The 19,049-nt window shown below is 66.7% G+C and carries 17 protein-coding genes; 9 read left to right on the forward strand and 8 right to left on the reverse strand.

What is annotated here, in order from left to right; all coding sequences use genetic code 11:
- Window positions 1-61 precede the first annotated feature (61 nt).
- Complete coding sequence (locus QQ25_RS19960) at window positions 62-703, reverse strand: DUF305 domain-containing protein (RefSeq protein WP_157847836.1); 642 nt, start codon at window positions 701-703, stop codon at window positions 62-64.
- 32 nt (window positions 704-735) lie between these two features.
- Window positions 736-2,349, reverse strand: a complete 1,614-nt coding sequence (locus QQ25_RS19965; RefSeq protein WP_234711944.1) for an LVIVD repeat-containing protein — start codon at window positions 2,347-2,349, stop codon at window positions 736-738.
- Between the two features lie 146 nt (window positions 2,350-2,495).
- Between QQ25_RS19965 and QQ25_RS19970 the strand changes: the two genes are divergently transcribed.
- Both QQ25_RS19970 and QQ25_RS19975 read left to right on the forward strand, forming a co-directional pair.
- Window positions 2,496-3,059, forward strand: coding sequence for a TetR/AcrR family transcriptional regulator (locus QQ25_RS19970; RefSeq protein ID WP_052235931.1), 564 nt, complete (start codon window positions 2,496-2,498; stop codon window positions 3,057-3,059).
- 285 nt (window positions 3,060-3,344) lie between these two features.
- Window positions 3,345-4,718, forward strand: a complete 1,374-nt coding sequence (locus QQ25_RS19975; RefSeq protein ID WP_039380613.1) for a styrene monooxygenase/indole monooxygenase family protein — start codon at window positions 3,345-3,347, stop codon at window positions 4,716-4,718.
- Between the two features lie 9 nt (window positions 4,719-4,727).
- Here QQ25_RS19975 and QQ25_RS19980 read toward each other — a convergent pair whose 3' ends face one another.
- Window positions 4,728-5,483, reverse strand: a complete 756-nt coding sequence (locus QQ25_RS19980) for an SHOCT domain-containing protein (RefSeq protein WP_039380615.1) — start codon at window positions 5,481-5,483, stop codon at window positions 4,728-4,730.
- Window positions 5,484-5,529: 46 nt separating this feature from the next.
- On the opposite strand from QQ25_RS19980, the gene QQ25_RS19985 reads away from it, so the two are divergent.
- Entirely contained in the window at window positions 5,530-5,772 is a 243-nt protein-coding gene (locus tag QQ25_RS19985; protein WP_039321859.1) for an LPXTG cell wall anchor domain-containing protein, read from the forward strand.
- A 2-nt stretch (window positions 5,773-5,774) separates the two neighbouring features.
- The gene (locus tag QQ25_RS19990; protein WP_052235932.1) at window positions 5,775-6,818 is read left to right on the forward strand and encodes a class I SAM-dependent methyltransferase; all 1,044 of its coding nucleotides are present in this window, start codon (window positions 5,775-5,777) and stop codon (window positions 6,816-6,818) included.
- 13 nt (window positions 6,819-6,831) lie between these two features.
- Here QQ25_RS19990 and QQ25_RS19995 read toward each other — a convergent pair whose 3' ends face one another.
- From QQ25_RS19995 to QQ25_RS20005, 3 genes are all read right to left on the reverse strand, one after another.
- Complete coding sequence (locus QQ25_RS19995) at window positions 6,832-8,391, reverse strand: acetolactate synthase large subunit (protein ID WP_039321862.1); 1,560 nt, start codon at window positions 8,389-8,391, stop codon at window positions 6,832-6,834.
- 120 nt (window positions 8,392-8,511) lie between these two features.
- Window positions 8,512-10,329, reverse strand: coding sequence for an Hsp70 family protein (locus tag QQ25_RS20000; RefSeq protein ID WP_039380617.1), 1,818 nt, complete (start codon window positions 10,327-10,329; stop codon window positions 8,512-8,514).
- 64 nt (window positions 10,330-10,393) lie between these two features.
- Window positions 10,394-11,506 carry an NAD(P)H-dependent amine dehydrogenase family protein gene (locus tag QQ25_RS20005; protein WP_052235987.1) on the reverse strand — a complete coding sequence of 371 codons (1,113 nt, stop codon included), beginning with the start codon at window positions 11,504-11,506 and terminating at the stop codon, window positions 10,394-10,396.
- A 68-nt stretch (window positions 11,507-11,574) separates the two neighbouring features.
- Between QQ25_RS20005 and QQ25_RS20010 the strand changes: the two genes are divergently transcribed.
- Window positions 11,575-12,321 (forward strand): 3-oxoacyl-ACP reductase family protein, encoded by a 747-nt coding sequence (locus QQ25_RS20010; RefSeq protein ID WP_039321873.1) that lies wholly within the window; start codon window positions 11,575-11,577, stop codon window positions 12,319-12,321.
- Window positions 12,322-12,324: 3 nt separating this feature from the next.
- Here the strand turns inward: QQ25_RS20010 and QQ25_RS20015 are convergent, their stop codons facing one another.
- On the reverse strand, window positions 12,325-13,395 hold the full coding sequence (locus tag QQ25_RS20015; protein ID WP_039380619.1) for a glycoside hydrolase family 183 protein: 1,071 nt from the start codon (window positions 13,393-13,395) through the stop codon (window positions 12,325-12,327).
- Between the two features lie 19 nt (window positions 13,396-13,414).
- Window positions 13,415-13,954, reverse strand: coding sequence for a hypothetical protein (locus QQ25_RS20020; RefSeq protein ID WP_039380620.1), 540 nt, complete (start codon window positions 13,952-13,954; stop codon window positions 13,415-13,417).
- Window positions 13,955-14,101: 147 nt separating this feature from the next.
- On the opposite strand from QQ25_RS20020, the gene QQ25_RS20025 reads away from it, so the two are divergent.
- From QQ25_RS20025 to QQ25_RS20040, 4 genes are read left to right on the forward strand one after another with little or no spacing between them, the layout of a single operon-like run.
- Complete coding sequence (locus tag QQ25_RS20025; RefSeq protein ID WP_052235933.1) at window positions 14,102-15,625, forward strand: ABC transporter substrate-binding protein; 1,524 nt, start codon at window positions 14,102-14,104, stop codon at window positions 15,623-15,625.
- Window positions 15,626-15,645: 20 nt separating this feature from the next.
- Window positions 15,646-16,608: an ABC transporter permease gene (locus QQ25_RS20030; RefSeq protein WP_039380622.1), complete on the forward strand. Its 963-nt coding sequence runs from the start codon at window positions 15,646-15,648 to the stop codon at window positions 16,606-16,608.
- The gene (locus QQ25_RS20035; RefSeq protein ID WP_039380623.1) at window positions 16,605-17,486 is read left to right on the forward strand and encodes an ABC transporter permease; all 882 of its coding nucleotides are present in this window, start codon (window positions 16,605-16,607) and stop codon (window positions 17,484-17,486) included. Before QQ25_RS20030 ends, QQ25_RS20035 begins: the two co-directional genes overlap by 4 nt.
- Entirely contained in the window at window positions 17,483-19,048 is a 1,566-nt protein-coding gene (locus QQ25_RS20040; RefSeq protein WP_039380625.1) for a dipeptide ABC transporter ATP-binding protein, read from the forward strand. Before QQ25_RS20035 ends, QQ25_RS20040 begins: the two co-directional genes overlap by 4 nt.
- Window position 19,049: the final 1 nt, after the last annotated feature.

The following is a 19,049-nucleotide window of genomic DNA, read 5'->3' on the forward strand; positions in this document are numbered from 1 at the left end:
TCATCGCCGCGCCGGTTCGTCGGGTTAGTGATGATCATCGGCACTGCTGGACGTGATTGAGTCATGGATAGGTCAGTGGTGATGCGTTGATTCGCGACATGATCGATGTCATGAGAGCGCACTCTTCGCCTTGGTCGCGCGCCATCGCTAGCGCTGCTTGCCGGACGAACCGTGTCGTCGTGTGATTGAACGCGTACATCGCCATGTCGATGCCGCCCTGGTGGTGGCGGAACATCAACTGAAGGAACAGGATCTCGTTGTCTGGCCCCTTCAAACGCTGCAATCGAACGAGGTCGGCCTGCGAGGCCATCCCGGGCATGAGCATCACGTCGGACTGCATGCCCGGCATCGCCATCGTCTGCGCGTGCCCGCCGTGGCGGGAGGCACTGTCGCTGTCTCCGCCTGACGCGCTCATCCAGGCCATCGAATGGGCGGCGACTGGCGGGGCGTCGGCGGCCTGCAACCAACCGGCCAACTGGCCGATTTCGTAGATCTGTTTGGTCCGGATCTGATCGGCGAGCGCTCGTACGTCGTGATCGACGGCGGGGTCGAGCATGTCGGCCAGCGTCACCGCTTGTTGGTGATGCACGGACATGTCTTGGGCGAAGCCGATATCGACTGGCGAGAGCATGGGTTTGGTTGCGGGAGCGCTGTTGTGGTGCATCACGACGATTGCGACGACGGTGGGGATGACCAGCAGCACACCGATCCTGGTGACGAGCCAGCGGGTGCGGCTCATGTGGGCGGATAGATCGACGGGTCCAGGCGTAGCACCTGAAATCCGTTGTCGGAGCAGGTGACGTAGAGCAGGTTGCCGCGGAATTCCGGTGGTGACATGCACCAGTCTGCGGTCAGGTCGGCTCCGCCGCGGAACCGTCGACCGTCAATCTGGGCGTCGGGACCCTGGATGTCCCCATCGAGGATCGCTCGCGCGACGGGAAAGAGTGCCGAGAGGATGGGCTGGGCCCCTGCCAGGCGGGTGAATGCGATGTGGGTGGAGTTGGTGAGATCGGCCTCGCGCCCTACTGCGGCGGGTGGGTTGTAGTACGCAATCTCGGGAATATCGTCGGGGTTGCGCACGTCGAAGACCCGGACGCCGGACTGTTGCCAACCACAGGCCAGGGCCTGCGGGTCATCGCGCCTGTCGACCGAGCAGTAGTGCGGATCGTAGGAAAAGAATCCGTTGTTGGAGGCGCTGGTGAATGCGCGATCCTGATGCGTGGGCAGGTCAATTTCCAGTTTGATGTTGTTGCGCAACGTCAAGTTGGACAAGTCGGAAGCGTCGAAGAGTCGCACCCCACCCGATCCCGCCTCCTGCACGTTGAACAGGTGCGGCACACCGTGGTAGGTGACATAGATGCTGTGCTGGTTGGCCAGCCCGTCAGCCCAGTGCACGTCACTGCGCATGGGGAGCAGCTGGTGCATCGTTCCCGCAGCCGCCCGATCCTGCACAGCGGTGGAGTCGAGCACGTTGATGCCGTTGATGGTCGACATGAACAACGTGTCGCCGTCCGGGGTGAAATCCACGCCATGGGCTGCAAACCCGGCCGGCGCGCTCCACACCACATTGGGACTACTTGGGTCACTCACATCGACGGCGCTGGCCCACAATTGCCCGGTGGCCCAGTACGTGTTGCCGTCGGGGGAGAAATTGCCCTCGTGGGTGAGCATCGGAATCCGCATCCCGGGGAGTGATCCCCGTTCGGTGTTGAGCAACCGGGGATGGGCGCAATCACCGGCGATGTCATAGAGCGCGATGTAGCCGACACCGAGGCCGAAACCGGCGCCGGTTCCCGCGAGCAAGCCCCGCCCAGCGTGAACCTTCAACGACTCCCAGGTGCCGTCGAACATCGCTGCATCGTTGAGGATCGCCGTCAGCTTCGGATGGGCCGGGTCGGAGACGTCAATGACCCGCACCCCAAGTCCGTTGTTCCTCGTAGAGGCGATGTAGGCACAGTTCTTGTAGGAGGCGCTGACGAAACTTGCGCCCTGGCCCTGTAATTGGCCCACCAGGTCGATGTTGCAGTTGTAGCCCTGTGTGCTGCGCCCGGATCGCCGATCCTCCGTGGTGACCTCGCCCTGCAGCCCGGTTTCGATCCGATCGTTCGGGCGGCATGTCGCCGGAGCCACGGCCGTCGGCCACACATCGGTGGCCATGTTGAAACCGGGGGGCACGTCGGCCGACGCCGGCCCAGCACCGGACAGCAACATCACCGTCACCATCACCCACACGAACAGCCGGTAGTCCCGCGGATCCAGGCAGCCGGATGTCGGTGCCGTTCTGCTCCCATGCGCGCGGCCGGCGACTGTGTCGCGGTTACCCCACCGCCGACCGACTCTGGCAAACACGAAAGCGGACTTTACTACGTAAGTAGTAGATTCACTACGAAAATAGAAAAGGTTGGTGCGCGACGCGTTCGTCGACCGAGGAGTTGTATACACTCCATCCCATCGTTGCCCGACGTCAATATGATCCCGTCCGGCGCCGTCGCGAATTGTGTGACGCCGCCATCGAACTCATCGCCGGCGGCGGGATTCGCGCACTGACACACCGCGCCGTCGACAAGCAGATTGGCCTCGCCGAGGGCACCACGTCGGGATATTTTCGTACCCGTGATGCCTTACTGCGTGCGGTCTTCGACCGCGTCGCAGATCGCTACCTGTGCGACATGATCGCCTGGACCGAGGGCACTGGATCGGGGTCCGGGCGCCCGGGCACGCTGGGACTGGCTCACCTGGTGATGCTCTACGCCGAGGGCTCAGGTGCACTCCTGAACAAGGCACGAGTCGAGTTGACATTCCATGCCGTCAGAGACCCCGACTTGGACGAGCGGGTCAAGGCGATTGGCTGGGAGTTCTACACCCGAGCCAAAGCGGTCATCGCTGCCGATCCCGCCGCCGCGTCGGACCCGGTGGCGCTTGAACACCAAACGTTCGTCACCCTGACGTTCCTCGACGGTGTCTTCAACGGCTTCGCCCGCAACCTGCCCATGTTCGCCGACGCCACCGAACTCAACAGCCGCATCCAAGGCATCCTGCGCGGCTTCGGAAAGTCCTAGATGCTCATGAGAGCGCCCGCCGACCGTGCACGATACTTTGTCGCAGCAATGACGACCTCCTCGCAGGTCACGCCGAGCAACCCCAACAACAACCGACCGCTGCCGCTGCGGTCATCCTGGCTGCATGGCATTCCGAAGCGTTTGCATCGACAGGCGATGTGGTCCCGGAGCCGACGCGCGTGTCACCAACCTCATGGAACACCACACCTAGGGCTTTGCGGGACTTTGCGATCACGTTGAGCCAGTCCCTGTCGCGGGTGGCGTAGTGGGCCGATAGTCACTGCCATGACGACTTGGAGTGGACGCACCGCGGCGGTCATCGGCGCCGGTCAGACAGGTGTGACCGCGGCTCTCGGGCTGCTGGACAACGGGTTTGACGTCACGGTCTACAGCGATCGGGATCAGCGCAGCCTGCGTGACGACGTTCCGGCCACCGGCACCGCCCTGATCTTCGGCGCGGCGCAGCGGGCCGAGGAGTCCCTTGGGCTCAATACGTACCTGGCCACTGCCCCGACCTCGACCGGCGAGAGCGTACGGGTACTCGACGGCTCCGGCCCGGACCGCACCGAGGCGATCGCATTCGACGCCGACTTCGACGGGTTTGTCGGGGTTGCCGTCGACACCCGCCTCAAGGCCGACGACCGGCTGACCCTGTTCCGTCAGCGAGGTGGGCGGTTCGTGGTCGAGGCTGTCGATCCGGCAGGGCTGGATGCCATTGCCGCCGGGGTCGATCTGACGCTGGTGGCCACCGGCCGTGGCGGCTTGTCCTCACTGTTCCCGGTCGATGCCGAACGCTCGGCCTACGATCGTCCCCAACGCAGCCTGCTGACTGTGACGGTGTCCGGGTTGCCGTACGGTCCAGACATTTTCGCCCACCGCAGCGCCGCAGGCGGGCGCCATAACGCGCTCACCGTCGTCACCGATCAGGGCGAGTCGTGGCTGGGTGGCTACCTGCACAAGGACGCCGGCCCAACATGGACGTTTCTGGGCTGGGCCCGGCCCGGCAGTGAGTGGGAACGCCGCTTCGCCGCTGCCGACAGCGCGCAGTCCGCACTCGACATCGTCACCGCGCTGTACCGCGACTACATCGATTGGGACCTACCCGAGGTGAGCGCGCTGCGGCCCCTCGACGACGACCCGCACTCATGGTTGAAAGGCGGAGTCACCCAAGTGGTTCGGTCGGGTGTGGGCCGTACGGCGAGCGGTCATCCGGTGGCCGCCCTGGGCGATACCGCGGTGTCGTACGACCCGATCGCAGGCCAGGGCGCGCAGGGCGGGTTGATCCATGCCGCCACCCTGGTCCGTAAGGCGGCCACTCATGAAGGCCGCTTCGACGAGGCTTGGCTACGTGGCACATTCGACGACTTCTACGCGGACCGTGCACGGTCCGCGCAACTGGTCACCCGGCTGTTCCTGTCCGATCCCGAGTTGGCCGAATACGGCGACCTGTTTTTCGCCGCTGCCCAGGGCAGCTCCAGGTTCGCCTCGAAACTGTATGGTTTGCTCGATGATCCACGGCCGGTGGAATCACTCATCTCGCCGGCCGCTGCCAAAGCGCTGATCACCGACTTCGCGGGCGAGCCTGCCGACGCGCTACTGGAACGGTTCGTTCCGGTCGGATCGTTTCGACGATCGGAATTGGCAACGCAGGCGGCGTAGTGGTCGCCCTCAGCTGTCCAGGATCCGGCGCTTCTCCGCCTCGAACTCCGCCTCGGTGAGAGCACCGCTGTCACGCAGGGCAGCAATCGTTTTGATTTGTTCGATGCGGATCGCCTGGTCGGTGGGCAGATAGCTGGTGGACAGGTTGCCGATGGGCTGGTCTCCGATGGGCACCGCATGCACTGACGGCCACGACGTGGGGCCCGTTACCGCGACGGGCCTGGCCCGCTTGCCCTCCCGCGCCGACCACACCATTCCCGCCGTCAGCGCCAGCCCGCCGAGTGCGACCAGTCCGCCGAACAACCAGTACAGCCAGCCATATTCACTGCCGTGCCCGAAGGCCAGCCTCGGGTTGATGTAGCCCTGGACCTGTCCGTCGACACTTATCTCGTAGGAACCGGGACTGGATACCTGCATGATCCATACCCGCACCCGGGCGTCGTTGTTCACCGTCGTTGTCCCGCCGATGCTTTCGGTCAGCACCGGGTCGGCGGCCCCTTCGGGGCTCGACACGTGCAGGCGCAGCGGTGGCACCGGCAGGCCGCCGCTGGATCCGGTGACCAAGGTGTGGAGGCTGACGGTCACCTCGCCCGCCGGCAACTCCAACCCCGCGCTGCCAGGGATGGGAATCTCACCGTAGGCGTCGTACTCGTCGAAGACGAACGCGTTGAGAAACAACGTCACGAACAGGCCGACAGCGCCGATGACGAGTGCGCAGATCGATGTGACGATCACGATGCGCGGAGCAGACCGACGGCTGTTCATGGCCGAAGTTTGTCACGGCCGGCCGGTCACGGGCTACCGTCGGAGTATGCCTCGCGACGAGACCGACACCGCCGTGTCCACCGGCCCGGTCCGGCGGTTCGCGCTGCGCTACTGGGTGGCTCTGATCCTGGTCGCCCTGGCCGCGATCTTCGTCGCGCAGAACCGGGACCGAGTGGGTGTGCACGTGCTGTGGGTGACCGTCGAGTCGCCGATGTGGTTCATCTTGGTCATCATCTTCCTCATGGGTCTTCTCATCGGACTGCTGCTGCGCCGGCGGCGGCGCGGCTAGTCATGCCCGGGCAGCGCCTGACCACACCCCGCCCGCACGACGCCGGAATGAGTTCGGCGATCAAGCTTCTCGAACTCGCTGCGCGGACTGTGCCAATCCCCGACCCGCCTCTGCCCATCGTCGTCGCCGATTACGGGGCGGGTACCGCACAGAATTCGATGCAGCCCATCAATGCCGCGATTGCGGCCCTCCGTGCGCGCACCCGGCCCGAACATTCGATTCTGGTGACACACACCGACACCGCCGACAACGACTTCTCCACGATGTTCCGGATCTTGGAGGAGGACCCTCAGTCCTATCGTCACAAGGACTCCGCCACGTTCAGTTCGGCGATCGGGCGGTCGTTCTACGGCCAGATATTGCCGTCGAACAGCGTGCACCTGGGCTGGTCGGCCTGGTCGACCGTGCGGTTGGGCCGGGTGCCTATGCCGGTCACCGACCACGTCGTCGCTGCCTACAGCCACGACGATCGGGTGCGTGGTGCCTATGCCCGGCAGGCGGCCCACGATTGGCACGAGTTCATCGCTTTCCGTGGTCGCGAGCTGTATCCGGGCGGTCGCCTGGTGGTGTTGACCACCGCACTCGACGACGACGGCGACTTCGGTTATCGACCGCTGTTCCGGTCGGTGGTCGGCACGCTCGCCGAACTGGTCACCGACGGCGTTGTCGGCGCCGACGAAGTGGCCCGGATGTCGCTGCCGATCGCTGGGCGGAATGCCGCGGACTTCGCCGCACCGTTCGCCCCGTCGGGGCGGTTCGAGCGGCTGGAGATCCAGCACGTGGAGCTGTTCGACGCTGAGGACCGCATCTTCAACGCCTACCGCAGTGACCGCAACTCAACAGCTTTCGGCACCCGCTGGGCCGACTTCTGCCGGTTCACCGTGTTCGCCGATCTGGGTGCGGCGCTGGGCGGCGCCCCTGATCGGCTGGCGGTGTTCTATGACCGCCTGCACGCGGGCATCGCGGCGCGTCTGTCTGCGGACCCGGAACAGATGCGCATTCCGATCGCCGCGGTGGTCCTGGAGAAGCGTCGCCCGAGCCGCTGATCGACCACCGTGGTCATCCCGGTGACCAGGTGGGCAGCGCGGCGTCGATCAGGTGGGGGCCCGGCTCGGCCAGCGCCGCGCGGAATTGGTCGGCGAGCTCCTGTGCCGTGCCGGCCCTGGTGGCCGGCACGCCGAATCCTTCTGCGATCGAGGCGAAGTCGATGTCGGGCCGGCTCAGGTCGAGCAGGGAGCGCGACCGCTCACCATCGGCCTGGGTGCCCACGCGCAGCAATTCGAGCTGCAGGATCGCGTAGGCATGATTGTTGAGGATCACCACAGTGACGTCGAGGTGTTCGCGCGCCATGGTCCACAGTGCCGAAATGGTGTATGCGGCACTGCCGTCGGACTGCAGGGCGATCACCGGGCGGTCCGGTGCGGCGATGGCGGCCCCCACGGCCACCGGCAGACCCTGTCCGATCGCACCACCGGTGAGGGTGAGCACATCGTGACGCGGAGACGACGCGGTGGCCGCCGGCAGGAACACCCCGCTGGTGTTGGCCTCGTCGGAGATGATGGCGTTCTCCGGCAGCAGCGCGGCGATCACCTGCGCCAGATTCTGCGGGTTGAGTGTGCCCGTCGGCAGCTCAACAGGATCGGGTTGGGGCGTGTTGGGCAATTGCCCACCCAATTCGCCTGCGAGACGGGCCAACTCGTCGATGGCCAGGTTGCGGACCTCGGTGCCGTCAGGCACCAGCACGCTCGGCTTGCCCGGGTAGGCGAAGAACGACACCGGCGATCTGGCGCCGACCAGCACCAGATGCGTTGACCCGGCAAGTTGCTGAGTCGCCTGTTCGGCCAGGTAGCCGAGGCGTTCGATGGCGGGCACACCTTGACCGCGGGCCAGCCTTGCCGGGAACGTTTCGACGAGAACGCGGGCACCGGTGGCCGCGCGGATCCGGGCGGCCGCCTGCAGACCGCCGACACCGGTGGCCGCCCCGCCGAGCAACAACACTGCACGCTCGCCCTGCGCGCGGAGCAGTTCGGCGGCACCAGCGAGATCCAAGGTGTCGGTGTGGTCAGGCGAGCTTCCCTGTTGCCCAACCAGATTGTCCCGCACGGGTTTTTGCGGTTCACTGCCCCAGGAATAGTCGGCGGGCAGGATCAGGGTGGCGACGCGCCCCGGCGTGCTCGTCGCGCTCTGAACCGCAGCGTGGACGGCGGCGTCCAGATCGGCGGCAGATTCCGGCCGGTGAACCGAACCGTGCGCCCAGCGCGCGAGCGCATCGATGTCAGATTCCAGCGGGGCGTCGAGAGCTTGGTGGTAGGTCGCGTGATCGCCGACGACATTGACAACGGGACTGAACGCACGGCGGGCGTTGTGCAAATTGGCCAGGCCGTTGGCCATTCCGGGACCCAGGTGCAGCAGCGTCGCAGCGGGCCTACCGGCGATGCGCGCGTACCCGTCAGCGGCTCCGGTGGCGACGCCTTCGAACAGGCACAGCACCGGGCGCATCGCCGGAGCGGCATCCAGCGCCGCGACGAAGTGCATTTCCGAGGTACCCGGGTTGGCGAAGCACACGTCGACGCCTTCGGCGAGCAGACGGTTCACCACCACTTCGGCACCGGTGCTCATGAACGCCCCGCTATCGCGAGCCTGGTGATTTCGAAGCTGTGGTCACGTTTCTGCCGGCCGTTGTGCACCTGTCCATATTGATCGGCGGCGACCCGCGATGCCAGTGTCGACCGGCCGACCTCAGCCTCCGGTGTGCCCGCCACCGGGTGCCGGGACCCACGGCAGGCCGGGGATCGTCGGGTACGGCGCAGTGGGGCTCCACGGCGCCTGGGTGGTCGTTGGCGCTTGGGTCGTCGTCGGCGGCGCTTGGGTCGTCGTCGGGGGCGGGGTCTCACTCGTCGGTGTCGGCGTCTCGGCGGGCGGCGGGTTCTCCGTCACCGGCGGCGCCTCCGGGGCAGGTTGCTCGACGGTCTGCGTCACGGTTTGCGGGGCTGGAGCCTCGCGTGTGACGGTCTGCGGTGCGTCGACGGGCTCCGGTTCGTTCACCGGCGCGGCAGGCGCGGGCTCCTCGGAGGTGGCAGTCGTCGACGGGACCGCCTTGGAGGTGGACGCCGGACGGGTCGGCTCGTCACCGCCGGTGATGGTGATCAACACCGCGACCACGGCGACCAGCACCGCCGCGGCACCGGCACCGAGCATCACCGGCGGCCGGCGGTACCAGGGCAGCGCGGCGACCTCGTCGCGTTCGGTCAGCTCACGCTCGCCGAACTCGATTCGCGGCCGCGCCGCCGTGCCTCCGCCCGCGGGCTCCAAGCCGGTGTCGAAGTCGGCCCCGTAATCGTCGCCGTAACGCTCCGCCTGGTAGTCCGCCACCGGCGCGACGTCGGGAACGTCGTCGGCATCGGACCAGGCAAGTGCCTGGGCCGCGGCCGGCGGTTCGGGGGCGACCAAGGCGGCAGCGGCAGTCGGCGGGTCCCCCGAGAAGGCGCCGTCGGAGGCCGGGGCCATCGCCGTCATTCCCTCTTCGGCAATGCCTCGCACGGCGATCAGACCGCCGCCGATGGCCGCGGTCAGTTCCGGCTGGGGCGCGGTGATCACCGGCACGCGCAGGTGCTCGGACAGCGTTGTCGTGATCGCCGGGATCCTGGCGCCGCCGCCCGTGGAGGCAACCGCCACGAGATCGCCGGGGCGTAGGCCCGCACGTTCTACCGCGCCGTGCAGGACCGCCACGAACTCCCGCAGCGGTTCGGCGAGGACCTCATCGAGTTCGTTGCGGTTCAACCGCACATCGCTGCGATGCCCGGGCAGTTCGGCGACCAACGCGGTGACCGATTCGGTGGACAGGCGCTCCTTGGCGCGGCGGCACTCACCGCGCAGGCGACCGAGTGAGCCGATGGCCGAGGTGCTGGCCAGATCGATCGTTCCGGCGGCCGACAAGTCGTTCACCACATGGGTCAACAGCCCCTGGTCGATCAGGTCACCCGAGAGGTCGGGATGCCGAATCGTCGGCGCGATGGGCTGATAGCCGCTGTCGGCGTCGGTGAGCGTGATGCTGGTGCCGCTCCCCCCGAAGTCGCACACGGCGATCACACCGCGGGCCGGCACACCCGGGTTGTCCTGCAGGGCGACCGACGCAGCGACCGCATCGGACACCAGCACGGGATCGTCGAAATCTCCGACGGCGGCCAGCGCGGAGCGCAGCGCCTCGACCTGGTTGGTCCGCCAGTGCGCGGGATACGTGATGGCGATGGGGTCAACCGGCGGGCGGCCCCGGGTCAGCGTGCGCAGCAGCGCGCCCAGCGCCTCGGCGAGCAGGGTTTCGCCTCGGTGGGTCGACCCGTCGGGGGCCAGTATTCCGACCGGGTCACCCGCCCGTTCGACGAAGTCGGTGAGGATCAGCCCGCGTTCGTTCAGGTTGGGGTTTTCGCTGGGTACACCCACTTCCGCGGCCCGATGCGGGTAGAGCGTCAACACCGGCGAACGCGTCACCGCGGCGCGGCCCACCACCACTGCTGCGAGGTTGGTCGAACCAATCGACAACCCGATCCCGTCAGACATGTCACCCCGTTTCGAGAAGGAACCCTATCCGGTAGTCCATCTCTTTTGACGGGGCAGGCGTTACCTAGCGAATGGTTCCCAGCCCTGGAATCAGTGGTAGATCCAGGGGCGTTACCCATCCTGGCGAATGTTCGTTGACCGCGGGCACCGCGTTGAGCGCGCGCAATCCGGTGGCCAGGCACCCCGCGGCGGCGGCATCGCGGCCGGAGCCGTCGGTGAATCGGAACGCGGTCTCCTGAGAAATGCTCGGGGTGCCCTCGATGTCGACGCGGTACACGTCGTTGTCATTTCCGGAGGGCCAGTCAGGCGCGGCGTCCAGGCCGATGCGGTTGACGTGCTCAAGCTGGATGCGGGTCTCGCCGCGGTAGACACCGTTGATGGTGAAGCGCACCGCCGCGACGTTGCCGGCTCCGATGATGCCCTTGGCCGACTTGCGTTCGTCCGGGGTGATCCACTTGTCCCATGTCGTGGTGATCTCGTCGAGCTCGATGCCAGCCGCGTGCGCGATCATCGGAACCGTTGCGCCCCAAGCGAAGATGAGAATGTCCGGGGTTTCCAGCAGAGCCCGGTGCTCGGGCGGTTTACCGATGCCCATCTCGAACTCGTAGTCGCCGGTGTAGTTGGTGTAGTCCAGCAGTTCCGAGGCCCGTACGCGGCGCACCTCGGAACACAGGCCCATCAGGGTCATCGGGAACAGGTCGTTGGCGAAGCCCGGGTCGATCCCGGTGGTGAAACACGACGACCCGCCGGCCTCGCAGGCCTCGGTGATCGGCTCGATCCAGGCCGGCGGGTTGAGATGCATCTGAGGCCAGACCCACGGGGTCATCGCAGTGGAGCAGACATCGATACCGGCCCGCAGGAAGCGGCTGATCACGTCGATGTTGACGTCGGCATGGGCGGCTGTCGGCCCGTAGTGCACCAGCGCGTCCGGCCTCAGCGCGATGAGCGCCTCGATGTCATCGGTGGCCCGGACACCGATGACATCCCCCAGGCCGCAGATCTCGCCGACGTCGCGGCCCACCTTGTCCGGATTGCTGACACCGACGCCGACAAGTTCGAACAACGGGTGTTTGAGGATCTCGGCGATGACCATCTGTCCGACGAACCCGGTACCCCAGACCACTACGCGTTTCCTCACGCCCACACCATAGGTGATACCGGTCACATCGGGAATCATCATGCCGCGATCAGCTTTGACCCCAACATCATTCGCAATCGTCGAACAACCCGCGGAGGGCCGACACCATGACCACGCCAACTTTGACCGGACGCCGCGCACTGGTGACGGGAGGATCCCGCGGAATCGGCGCGGGCATCGTGCGACGGCTGGCGGCCGACGGAGCCGCGGTCGCGTTCACCTACGGCGCGTCTGCGGTCGAGGCCGACAAGCTCGTGGCCGAGCTGACCGCCGACGGGGCGAAGGTCGTGGCGATCCAGGCCGACAGCGCCGAGCCTGCTCAGGTCGCCGCAGCTGTCGAGCAGACGGTTGCTGATCTCGGCGGTCTGGACGTTCTGGTGAACAACGCCGGAACCGCCTTCATGGCACCGATCGAGGAGTTTCCGCAGGAGCAGTACGACCGGCTGGTCGCGATCAACATCGGTGGTGTCTACTCGGCGATCCGCAGTGCGGTAGCGCATCTCGGTGAAGGATCGCGAATCATCAACATCGGCAGCATCAATGCCGATCGGGTGCCCACCGGCGGGACTGCGGTGTACGCGATGACCAAGGGTGCGGTGTCGTCCCTGACACGGGCGCTGGCCCGCGATCTCGGGCCCCGCGGCATCACCGTGAACAATGTGCAACCGGGTCCGATCGCCACCGATCTGAACCCTGACGAAGGTGAATTCGCCGATCTCGTAAGGCAAACCACCGCGCTGGGCCGCTACGGTCACACCAGCGACATCGCCGCCGTGGTCAGCTTCCTGGCCGGCCCGGAGTCCGGATTCGTCACCGGGGCGAACTGGAACGTCGACGGCGGTTTCACCGCCTGACCGTCACAGGTTCACGGGGTCGGGCTGATGCGGTGTCTTGCTGGTGTCCTTCAGCCCGGCCTTGAATTGCATTGCCCGGTAAGGCCATCCGGTGTCGGTGCGCCATTGCGAAACCACCAGCCCGACACCGCCGGTGATGCCGAAGCGTGAGCCCGGCAGCAGATAGCCGCCGTACAGCTGGGCGACCTTGCTGCCGTCGTGATCCTCGGCCTGCCACGACGATCCGAGGATCGGTGTCTGGACCGGCGTGGTGTACATGTTGGCAACCGGGGAGGCCACGACCCGGTAGCCCAACGCGTATGACGATGCCAGGAATCCGCCGAGGACCCACCTGCCGGGGCCGGTGCGGCGGAAGGTCAGCTCACCCCAATGCTCGTCCGGCGGGGTGATCGGCGTGGCCCGCCGCCCCCACTGCCAGCGCCCGCTGGTGAACCCCCAGCTCGAGTACTGCGACCGTCGGCCGATCTGATCGGGTCGCACCCGCATCAGGATGATGCCCTTGTCGCGCTGAAATCCCGTGGCCACCACGTACACCCAGCCGTCGTGGGGATCGAAGTCCCATGACCAGCATTGCGCGTGACCGTCGTGCAGGTCGGCCGGGAACTTGGCCTCCTCACCCAGATGGGTCCAGGACACCCCGCTGTCGTCGGAGCGCCAGATCTCGGTCCAGATGACCGTGCCGAAGCCGTGATTGACGATCGCGTGCAGGTACAGCGAGTCACCGACCCGCAGCAGATCCGACGGGATCACGGTGCTGATACCGCCGCGCCGCCACCCGGATGCCTCGTCGTCGTGGATGTAGTGCCACAGTTGCCGCGCATAGTCGGGGTCGGCTCCCCCTGCGGATTCGTAGACGATCTCGTGGTTGGCGTCGCCGGTGCCGATCAGCACCACGGGTGAGCGCCAGTCGCCCTGCCCGACCCGGCTCCCCGAGAAGGTGTCACCGAAGACCGACACCAGCTTGCCGTTGGGCGCGATGATCGACGCGCCGAGATCGGTGGCGGTGACCCCGAACCGGTCGGTGCGGCCCGGTCCGGTGATGTCGACGACCTTGCCGTCGATCAGCGGTAGCACTGCGCCTACTCCGTCGGGCCTAGGTGCACCACCGCAGACCACCGGGCTCGCAATCCAGCGGATAGGGCTCGACGTGCGTCTTCAGCGGCTCCCTGTAGGCCAGCGTGAACGGGAAGGTGTGGATCGCGGGAGCCAGTGTGCCGCCGCACGCCTCGTTGTTGGCCACGTTGCGCGTACCTCTCAGCGCGATGTCATCGAACTTGTAGGTCTCGGTGATCGGCGCCCAACTGCCGTCGGCGCACTCGATCCCCTCCTTGATCGACGTCGAATACGTCCACTGCCCGCCGACCAGCCTGGCGTCACCACCCACGCTGACGCGTTGGGTCTCCACATGCAGCCGGCAGGCCACCGCCAGCTCCAGCGGCTCACGCAGATCGCCGACGGTCGGCACACACGACGGCCAGACACTCCAGGTGTCGGTCTTGCCGCCCTCCTGGGAATAGGTGTAGACGCCGAGCATGAGGGGCTCGGCCTGAGCGGGGGCGGCAACCCCCAGGCTGAGTCCGATTCCGACCGACGAGAACAGGGCGGCTGCAGTGGCCGTGCGCTTGAACGTCACAATGGGTGAGTATCGCAGTCTTCATCAGCGTCGTCACCGGTATGGGTCGGGTATACCTCTGACCGGCTCCCGTGACGGCCCCAGCGGGTGAGCGTACGGCGGATCGCCCGCGGTGATCCTGGAGTAATCGTGACCACACGACCGGCGATGAAAGCGTTGGCGGCAGTCCTGGTATTCGTGCTGGCTGCCTGTTCGGCGGCTTGTTCGACGGGCAGCCGGGTAGACCTCGGCGACGAAGCGGCGGGCAATCTCATCGCAGCAATCGCGGGGGAACCCGATCAACTCGATCCGCACCGGACGAGTGCCTACTTCTCGTTCGAGGTGTTGGAGAACGTGTTCGACACCCTGGTCGAGCCCGACGAGAACCTGCAGATGCGCCCCGCGCTGGCGCGGTCCTGGGAGGTCAGCGACGACCAACTCACCTGGACGTTTCACCTGCGCGACGGCGTGCGCTGGCATGACGGCAGCCCGCTGACCGCCGATGACGTGGTCTATTCGTACCGGCGCATCATCGACGAGCAGCTGACCAACGTCGACAAGTTCAGTGCCGTCAGCAGCGTCACCGCACCGAATCCGGCGACGGTGCGGATCACGGTCCGCCAACCCACGCCGAACCTGCTGACCAACCTCGGCGGGTTCAAGGGCATGGCGATCGTGCAGCGCGCCAACGTCGAGAGCGGGCAGATCGCCACCCATCCGATCGGCACCGGCCCGTTCTCGTTCGCCGGACGCCGCAGCGGCGACTCGATCACCCTCAAGGCCAACACCCGGTATTGGGGCGGCGCTCCCCCCATTTCCGGGGTGACGTTCCGATTCATCTCGGAGCCCTCGACGGCGTTGTCGGCACTGCAGGCCGGCGAGATCGACTGGACGGATTCGGTGCCGCCGCAGCGGGTGGCCCAGTTGCGCGACGACGACTCGCTGACGCTGGCGCTCATCCCCGGCAACGATTACTGGTATCTCGCGCTCAACGAGGCCCGGCCGCCGTGGAACGACCCACGGGTGCGGGAGGCCATTGCCTATGGGATCGACCGTGATGCGATCGCGGCGGCCACCAGTTATCGCACCGCGCAGGTCAATCAGCTGGCGATCCCACGCGGCAGCCCGTGGTTCACCGATTACCAGCGCTACCACTACTCGGTGGACACAGCGCGAGGCCTCCTCCAGGAGGCAGCCGCGGCACCACGCGATCTCGACATGCTGGTCACCAGCGAGTACCCCGAGACGGTGACGGCAGCCCAGATCATCGCCGACAACCTTGCGCCACTTGGCATCACGGTGAACATCCGCACCGTGGACTTCGCCACCTGGCTCGACGAACAGAACAACGGCCACTTCGACATGCTGATGATGGGCTGGCTGGGCAACATCGACCCGGACGACTTCTACTACGCCCAGCACCACACGAACGGCACGAGCAACGCGCAGAAGTTCTCCGACCCCGAGGTCGACCGGCTGCTGGACGCCGGCCGTACCGAAACCGATGTGGATAAGCGAAAAGACATCTATGCCAAGGCCGCAACGCGCATCGCGGATCAGGCCAGCTATATCTACCTGTACAACCCGTCGGTGATCCAGGCCTGGACCAACACCCTGTCGGGCTATCAGGTGCGCCGCGACGGTGCTGTCCGGTTCCGCACCGCCGACCTTGACGGAGGTGAAACCCCTTGACCCAAAACGCTTTGCGCGCGATGCGAGTGAATCATCCCGTCGTGGAGTTCCTGGCCCGACGCCTGCTGTATTCAGCCGTGGTGCTCATCGGGGTCCTGATCGTGGTGTTCGCCCTGGTGCACCTGGTGCCCGGCGATCCGGTTCGCATCGCACTCGGCACGCGCTACACCCCGCAGGCCTACGACGCGCTGCGGGCAGCCAGTGGCATGGACCGGCCCATCGTCGAGCAGTTCTTCTCCTATCTGGGTTCGGCATTGACCGGCGATCTCGGCGTCAGCTTCCGCAACGGCGACCCGGTCACGGTGACGTTGCTCGACAGATTGCCTGCCACCTTGTCCCTCGGGGTGGTCGGCATCCTCATCGCGCTGGCGATTGCGCTGCCCGCCGGGATCTTCGCCGCACTGCGGGAGGGCCGGGCCGCCGACGCGGTCGTGCGCGTCGCCAGTCAGTTCGGGGTGTCGGTACCGGATTTCTGGTTGGGCATCCTGCTGATCGGCGTGTTCGCCTCGACGCTGGGCTGGCTGCCCACGTCCGGATACCGCCCGCTGCTGAGCGATCCGGGCGGCTGGCTGCGCCACATCATCCTTCCCGGGCTCACCGTCGGCCTGGTGGCCGGCGCCATCATGACGCGCTATGTGCGCTCGGCGGTGCTGGAGGTCGCCGCCATGGGTTACGTCCGCACCGCGCGGTCGAAGGGTTTGGCACCGCCGGTGGTGACCTTCCGCCACATCGTGCGTAACGCGCTGCTGCCGGTGTTGACCATCACCGGGATCCAGCTGGCCACGATCCTGGGCGGGGTCATCGTGGTGGAGGTCGTGTTCGCCTGGCCGGGGTTGGGCCGGCTGGTGTTCAATTCCGTTGCCGCCCGCGACTATCCGGTGATCCAGGGCGCGGTGTTGTTGATCGCGGTGCTGTTCCTGCTGATCAACCTGCTGGTGGATGTCCTGTATGCGGTCGTCGACCCGAGGATCCGGCTGTCATGACCACCACGCCAGATACCCGCGTCGCATCGTGGCGGCTGCTGATGTCGAATCCTGTCACCGCGATCAGCGCGGCCGTGCTGATCGCGGTGCTCGTCGTCGCGCTGGCCGCATCCTGGATCGCCCCGTACGGGATCAACGACATCGATGTGCCCAGCGCCCTGCAGGGCCCGGGAACCGCGCACTGGTTCGGCACCGATGAGCTTGGCCGCGACGTGTTCTCACGCGTGCTGGTGGCGATCGCGGCCTCGCTGCGCGTCGCGCTGATCTCCGTCGCGCTGGCCGCCGGAATCGGCGTGCTGGTGGGGGTGCTCGCCGGTTACCGGGGCGGCTGGGTCGACACCGTGGTGATGCGCGTCGTCGATGTCATGTTCGCCTTCCCGGTACTGCTGCTCGCGCTGGCGATCGTGGCGGTCCTCGGCCCGGGTATCACCACCACCATGCTGGCGATCGGGATCGTCTACATCCCGATCTTCGCGCGGGTCGCCCGGGCGTCCGCGTTGGGCGTGCGGGTGGAACCGTTCGTCGCGGTGTCCCGCAGTATGGGCACCGGAGACGGCTACATCCTGGTCCGGCACATCCTGCCGAATATCGCCGGGCCGTTGATCGTTCAGCTGTCGGTGTCGTTGGCCTTCGCGATCCTGGCCGAAGCGGCGCTGTCATTTCTGGGGCTGGGTATCCAACCCCCGCAGCCGTCGCTGGGCCGGATGATCTTCGACGCGCAGGGCTTCGTCACGCTGGCCTGGTGGATGGCGGTGTTCCCGGGAGCGGCGATCTTCGTGATGGTGTTGGCGTTCAACCTGTTCGGCGACGGGCTGCGCGATGTGCTCGATCCGAAACAACGCACGTCGATCGAGGCGAGAAGGGCGGGACGCGAATGAGCCATCCGGTACTCAGTGTCAGCGATCTACGGGTGGCGATCGGTCGCCGCGAGATCGTGCGCGGTGTGTCGTTCGACGTGGCCCGGGAGCAGACTGTCGGCATCGTCGGTGAATCCGGGTCGGGCAAGTCGATGACGGTGCTGGCCGCCACCGGCCTGTTGGACGCACCGGGGGCGGTGGTCACCGGCACCAGCACCTTGGCCGGCAGCGCCCAGTTGATCGGCGCGTCGGCGCGCGCGCTGCGGGCGGTGCACGGCAGCCGGATCGGTTTCGTCTTCCAGGATCCCGGGACGTCGCTCAACCCGCTGCTGACCCTGGCCCGCCAGATCACGGAAACCCTTGAGACACATCGCAACATGACCCGCCGACAGGCGCGCGTCCGGGCCGGCGAGCTACTGGATGCGGTGGGACTGTCCCCTGATCGGCTCGACTCGTACCCGCATCAACTGTCCGGCGGGCAGCGCCAGCGCGTGATGATCGCCATCGCTCTGGCCTGCGATCCGGAACTGCTCATCGCCGATGAGCCGACGACCGCACTCGATGTCACCACGCAGGCCCAGATCATCGAGTTGGTGGCCGACCTGCAACGGGATTTCGGCACCGCGGTGGTGTGGATCAGCCACGACCTCGGGGTGATCGGCCAGGTGGCCGATGAGGTGACCGTGCTGCGCGGCGGCGAGGCGGTCGAACAGGCGCCGATCCTTGAGGTGTTCGACCACCCGCAGCACGCCTATACCCGCGAGTTGCTGGCAGCACGCCCGCTGCTCGACGGGGCCGGACCCGCCCCGGCCGCAGCTGACGCACCGGTCTTGTTGCAGGCCAACGGGCTTGATGTGCGGTACGGCTCGGTGCACGCCGTCAAGGACGTCTCCTTCGAGCTACGACGCGGGACAACACTGGGGATCGTCGGCGAATCGGGCTCGGGCAAGTCGACGGTGGCCGCAGCGCTGACGGGGCTCGCCGAACCGTCTGCGGGGACCGCCACTTTGGATGGCGCAGACGTCTATTCCGGCGGGCGGGCGCTGCGCCGGCGGATCAGCCTGGTGTTCCAGGATCCGTTCGCCTCACTCGACCCGAGAGCCCGCGTCGGCGCCGCGATCGGGGAGCCGCTTCGGGTGCACCGCTTGACCTCGGGACGCCGCGCCCGTGTTGCGCGAGTTGCTCAGCTGCTCGAACTCGTCGGTCTGCCAACAGACTTCGCGTCGCGCTATCCGCACGAGCTGTCCGGTGGTCAGCGACAGCGGGTGAGCATCGCCCGCGCACTGGCCACCGAACCCGATGTGCTCATTCTCGATGAGTCGACGGCGTCCCTGGACGTGTCGGTGCAGTCGAGGGTGCTGGACCTACTGTCCGAGTTGCAACGCGAGCTGGGGTTGACCTATCTGTTCATCGCCCACGACCTGGCGGTGGTGCACCGGATGTGTCACGACGTGTTGGTGATGCGGGCCGGAGAGGTGGTCGAGTACGGCCCCGCCAGAGAGTTGTTCGACTCTCCGCAGCACTCCTACACCCGCACACTGCTGGCCGCGGTTCCACCGGCCAGGCCGCGTGAGAAGGTGTGAG

This window comes from Mycolicibacterium setense, from assembly GCF_000805385.1.
GTDB lineage: Bacteria > Actinomycetota > Actinomycetes > Mycobacteriales > Mycobacteriaceae > Mycobacterium > Mycobacterium setense.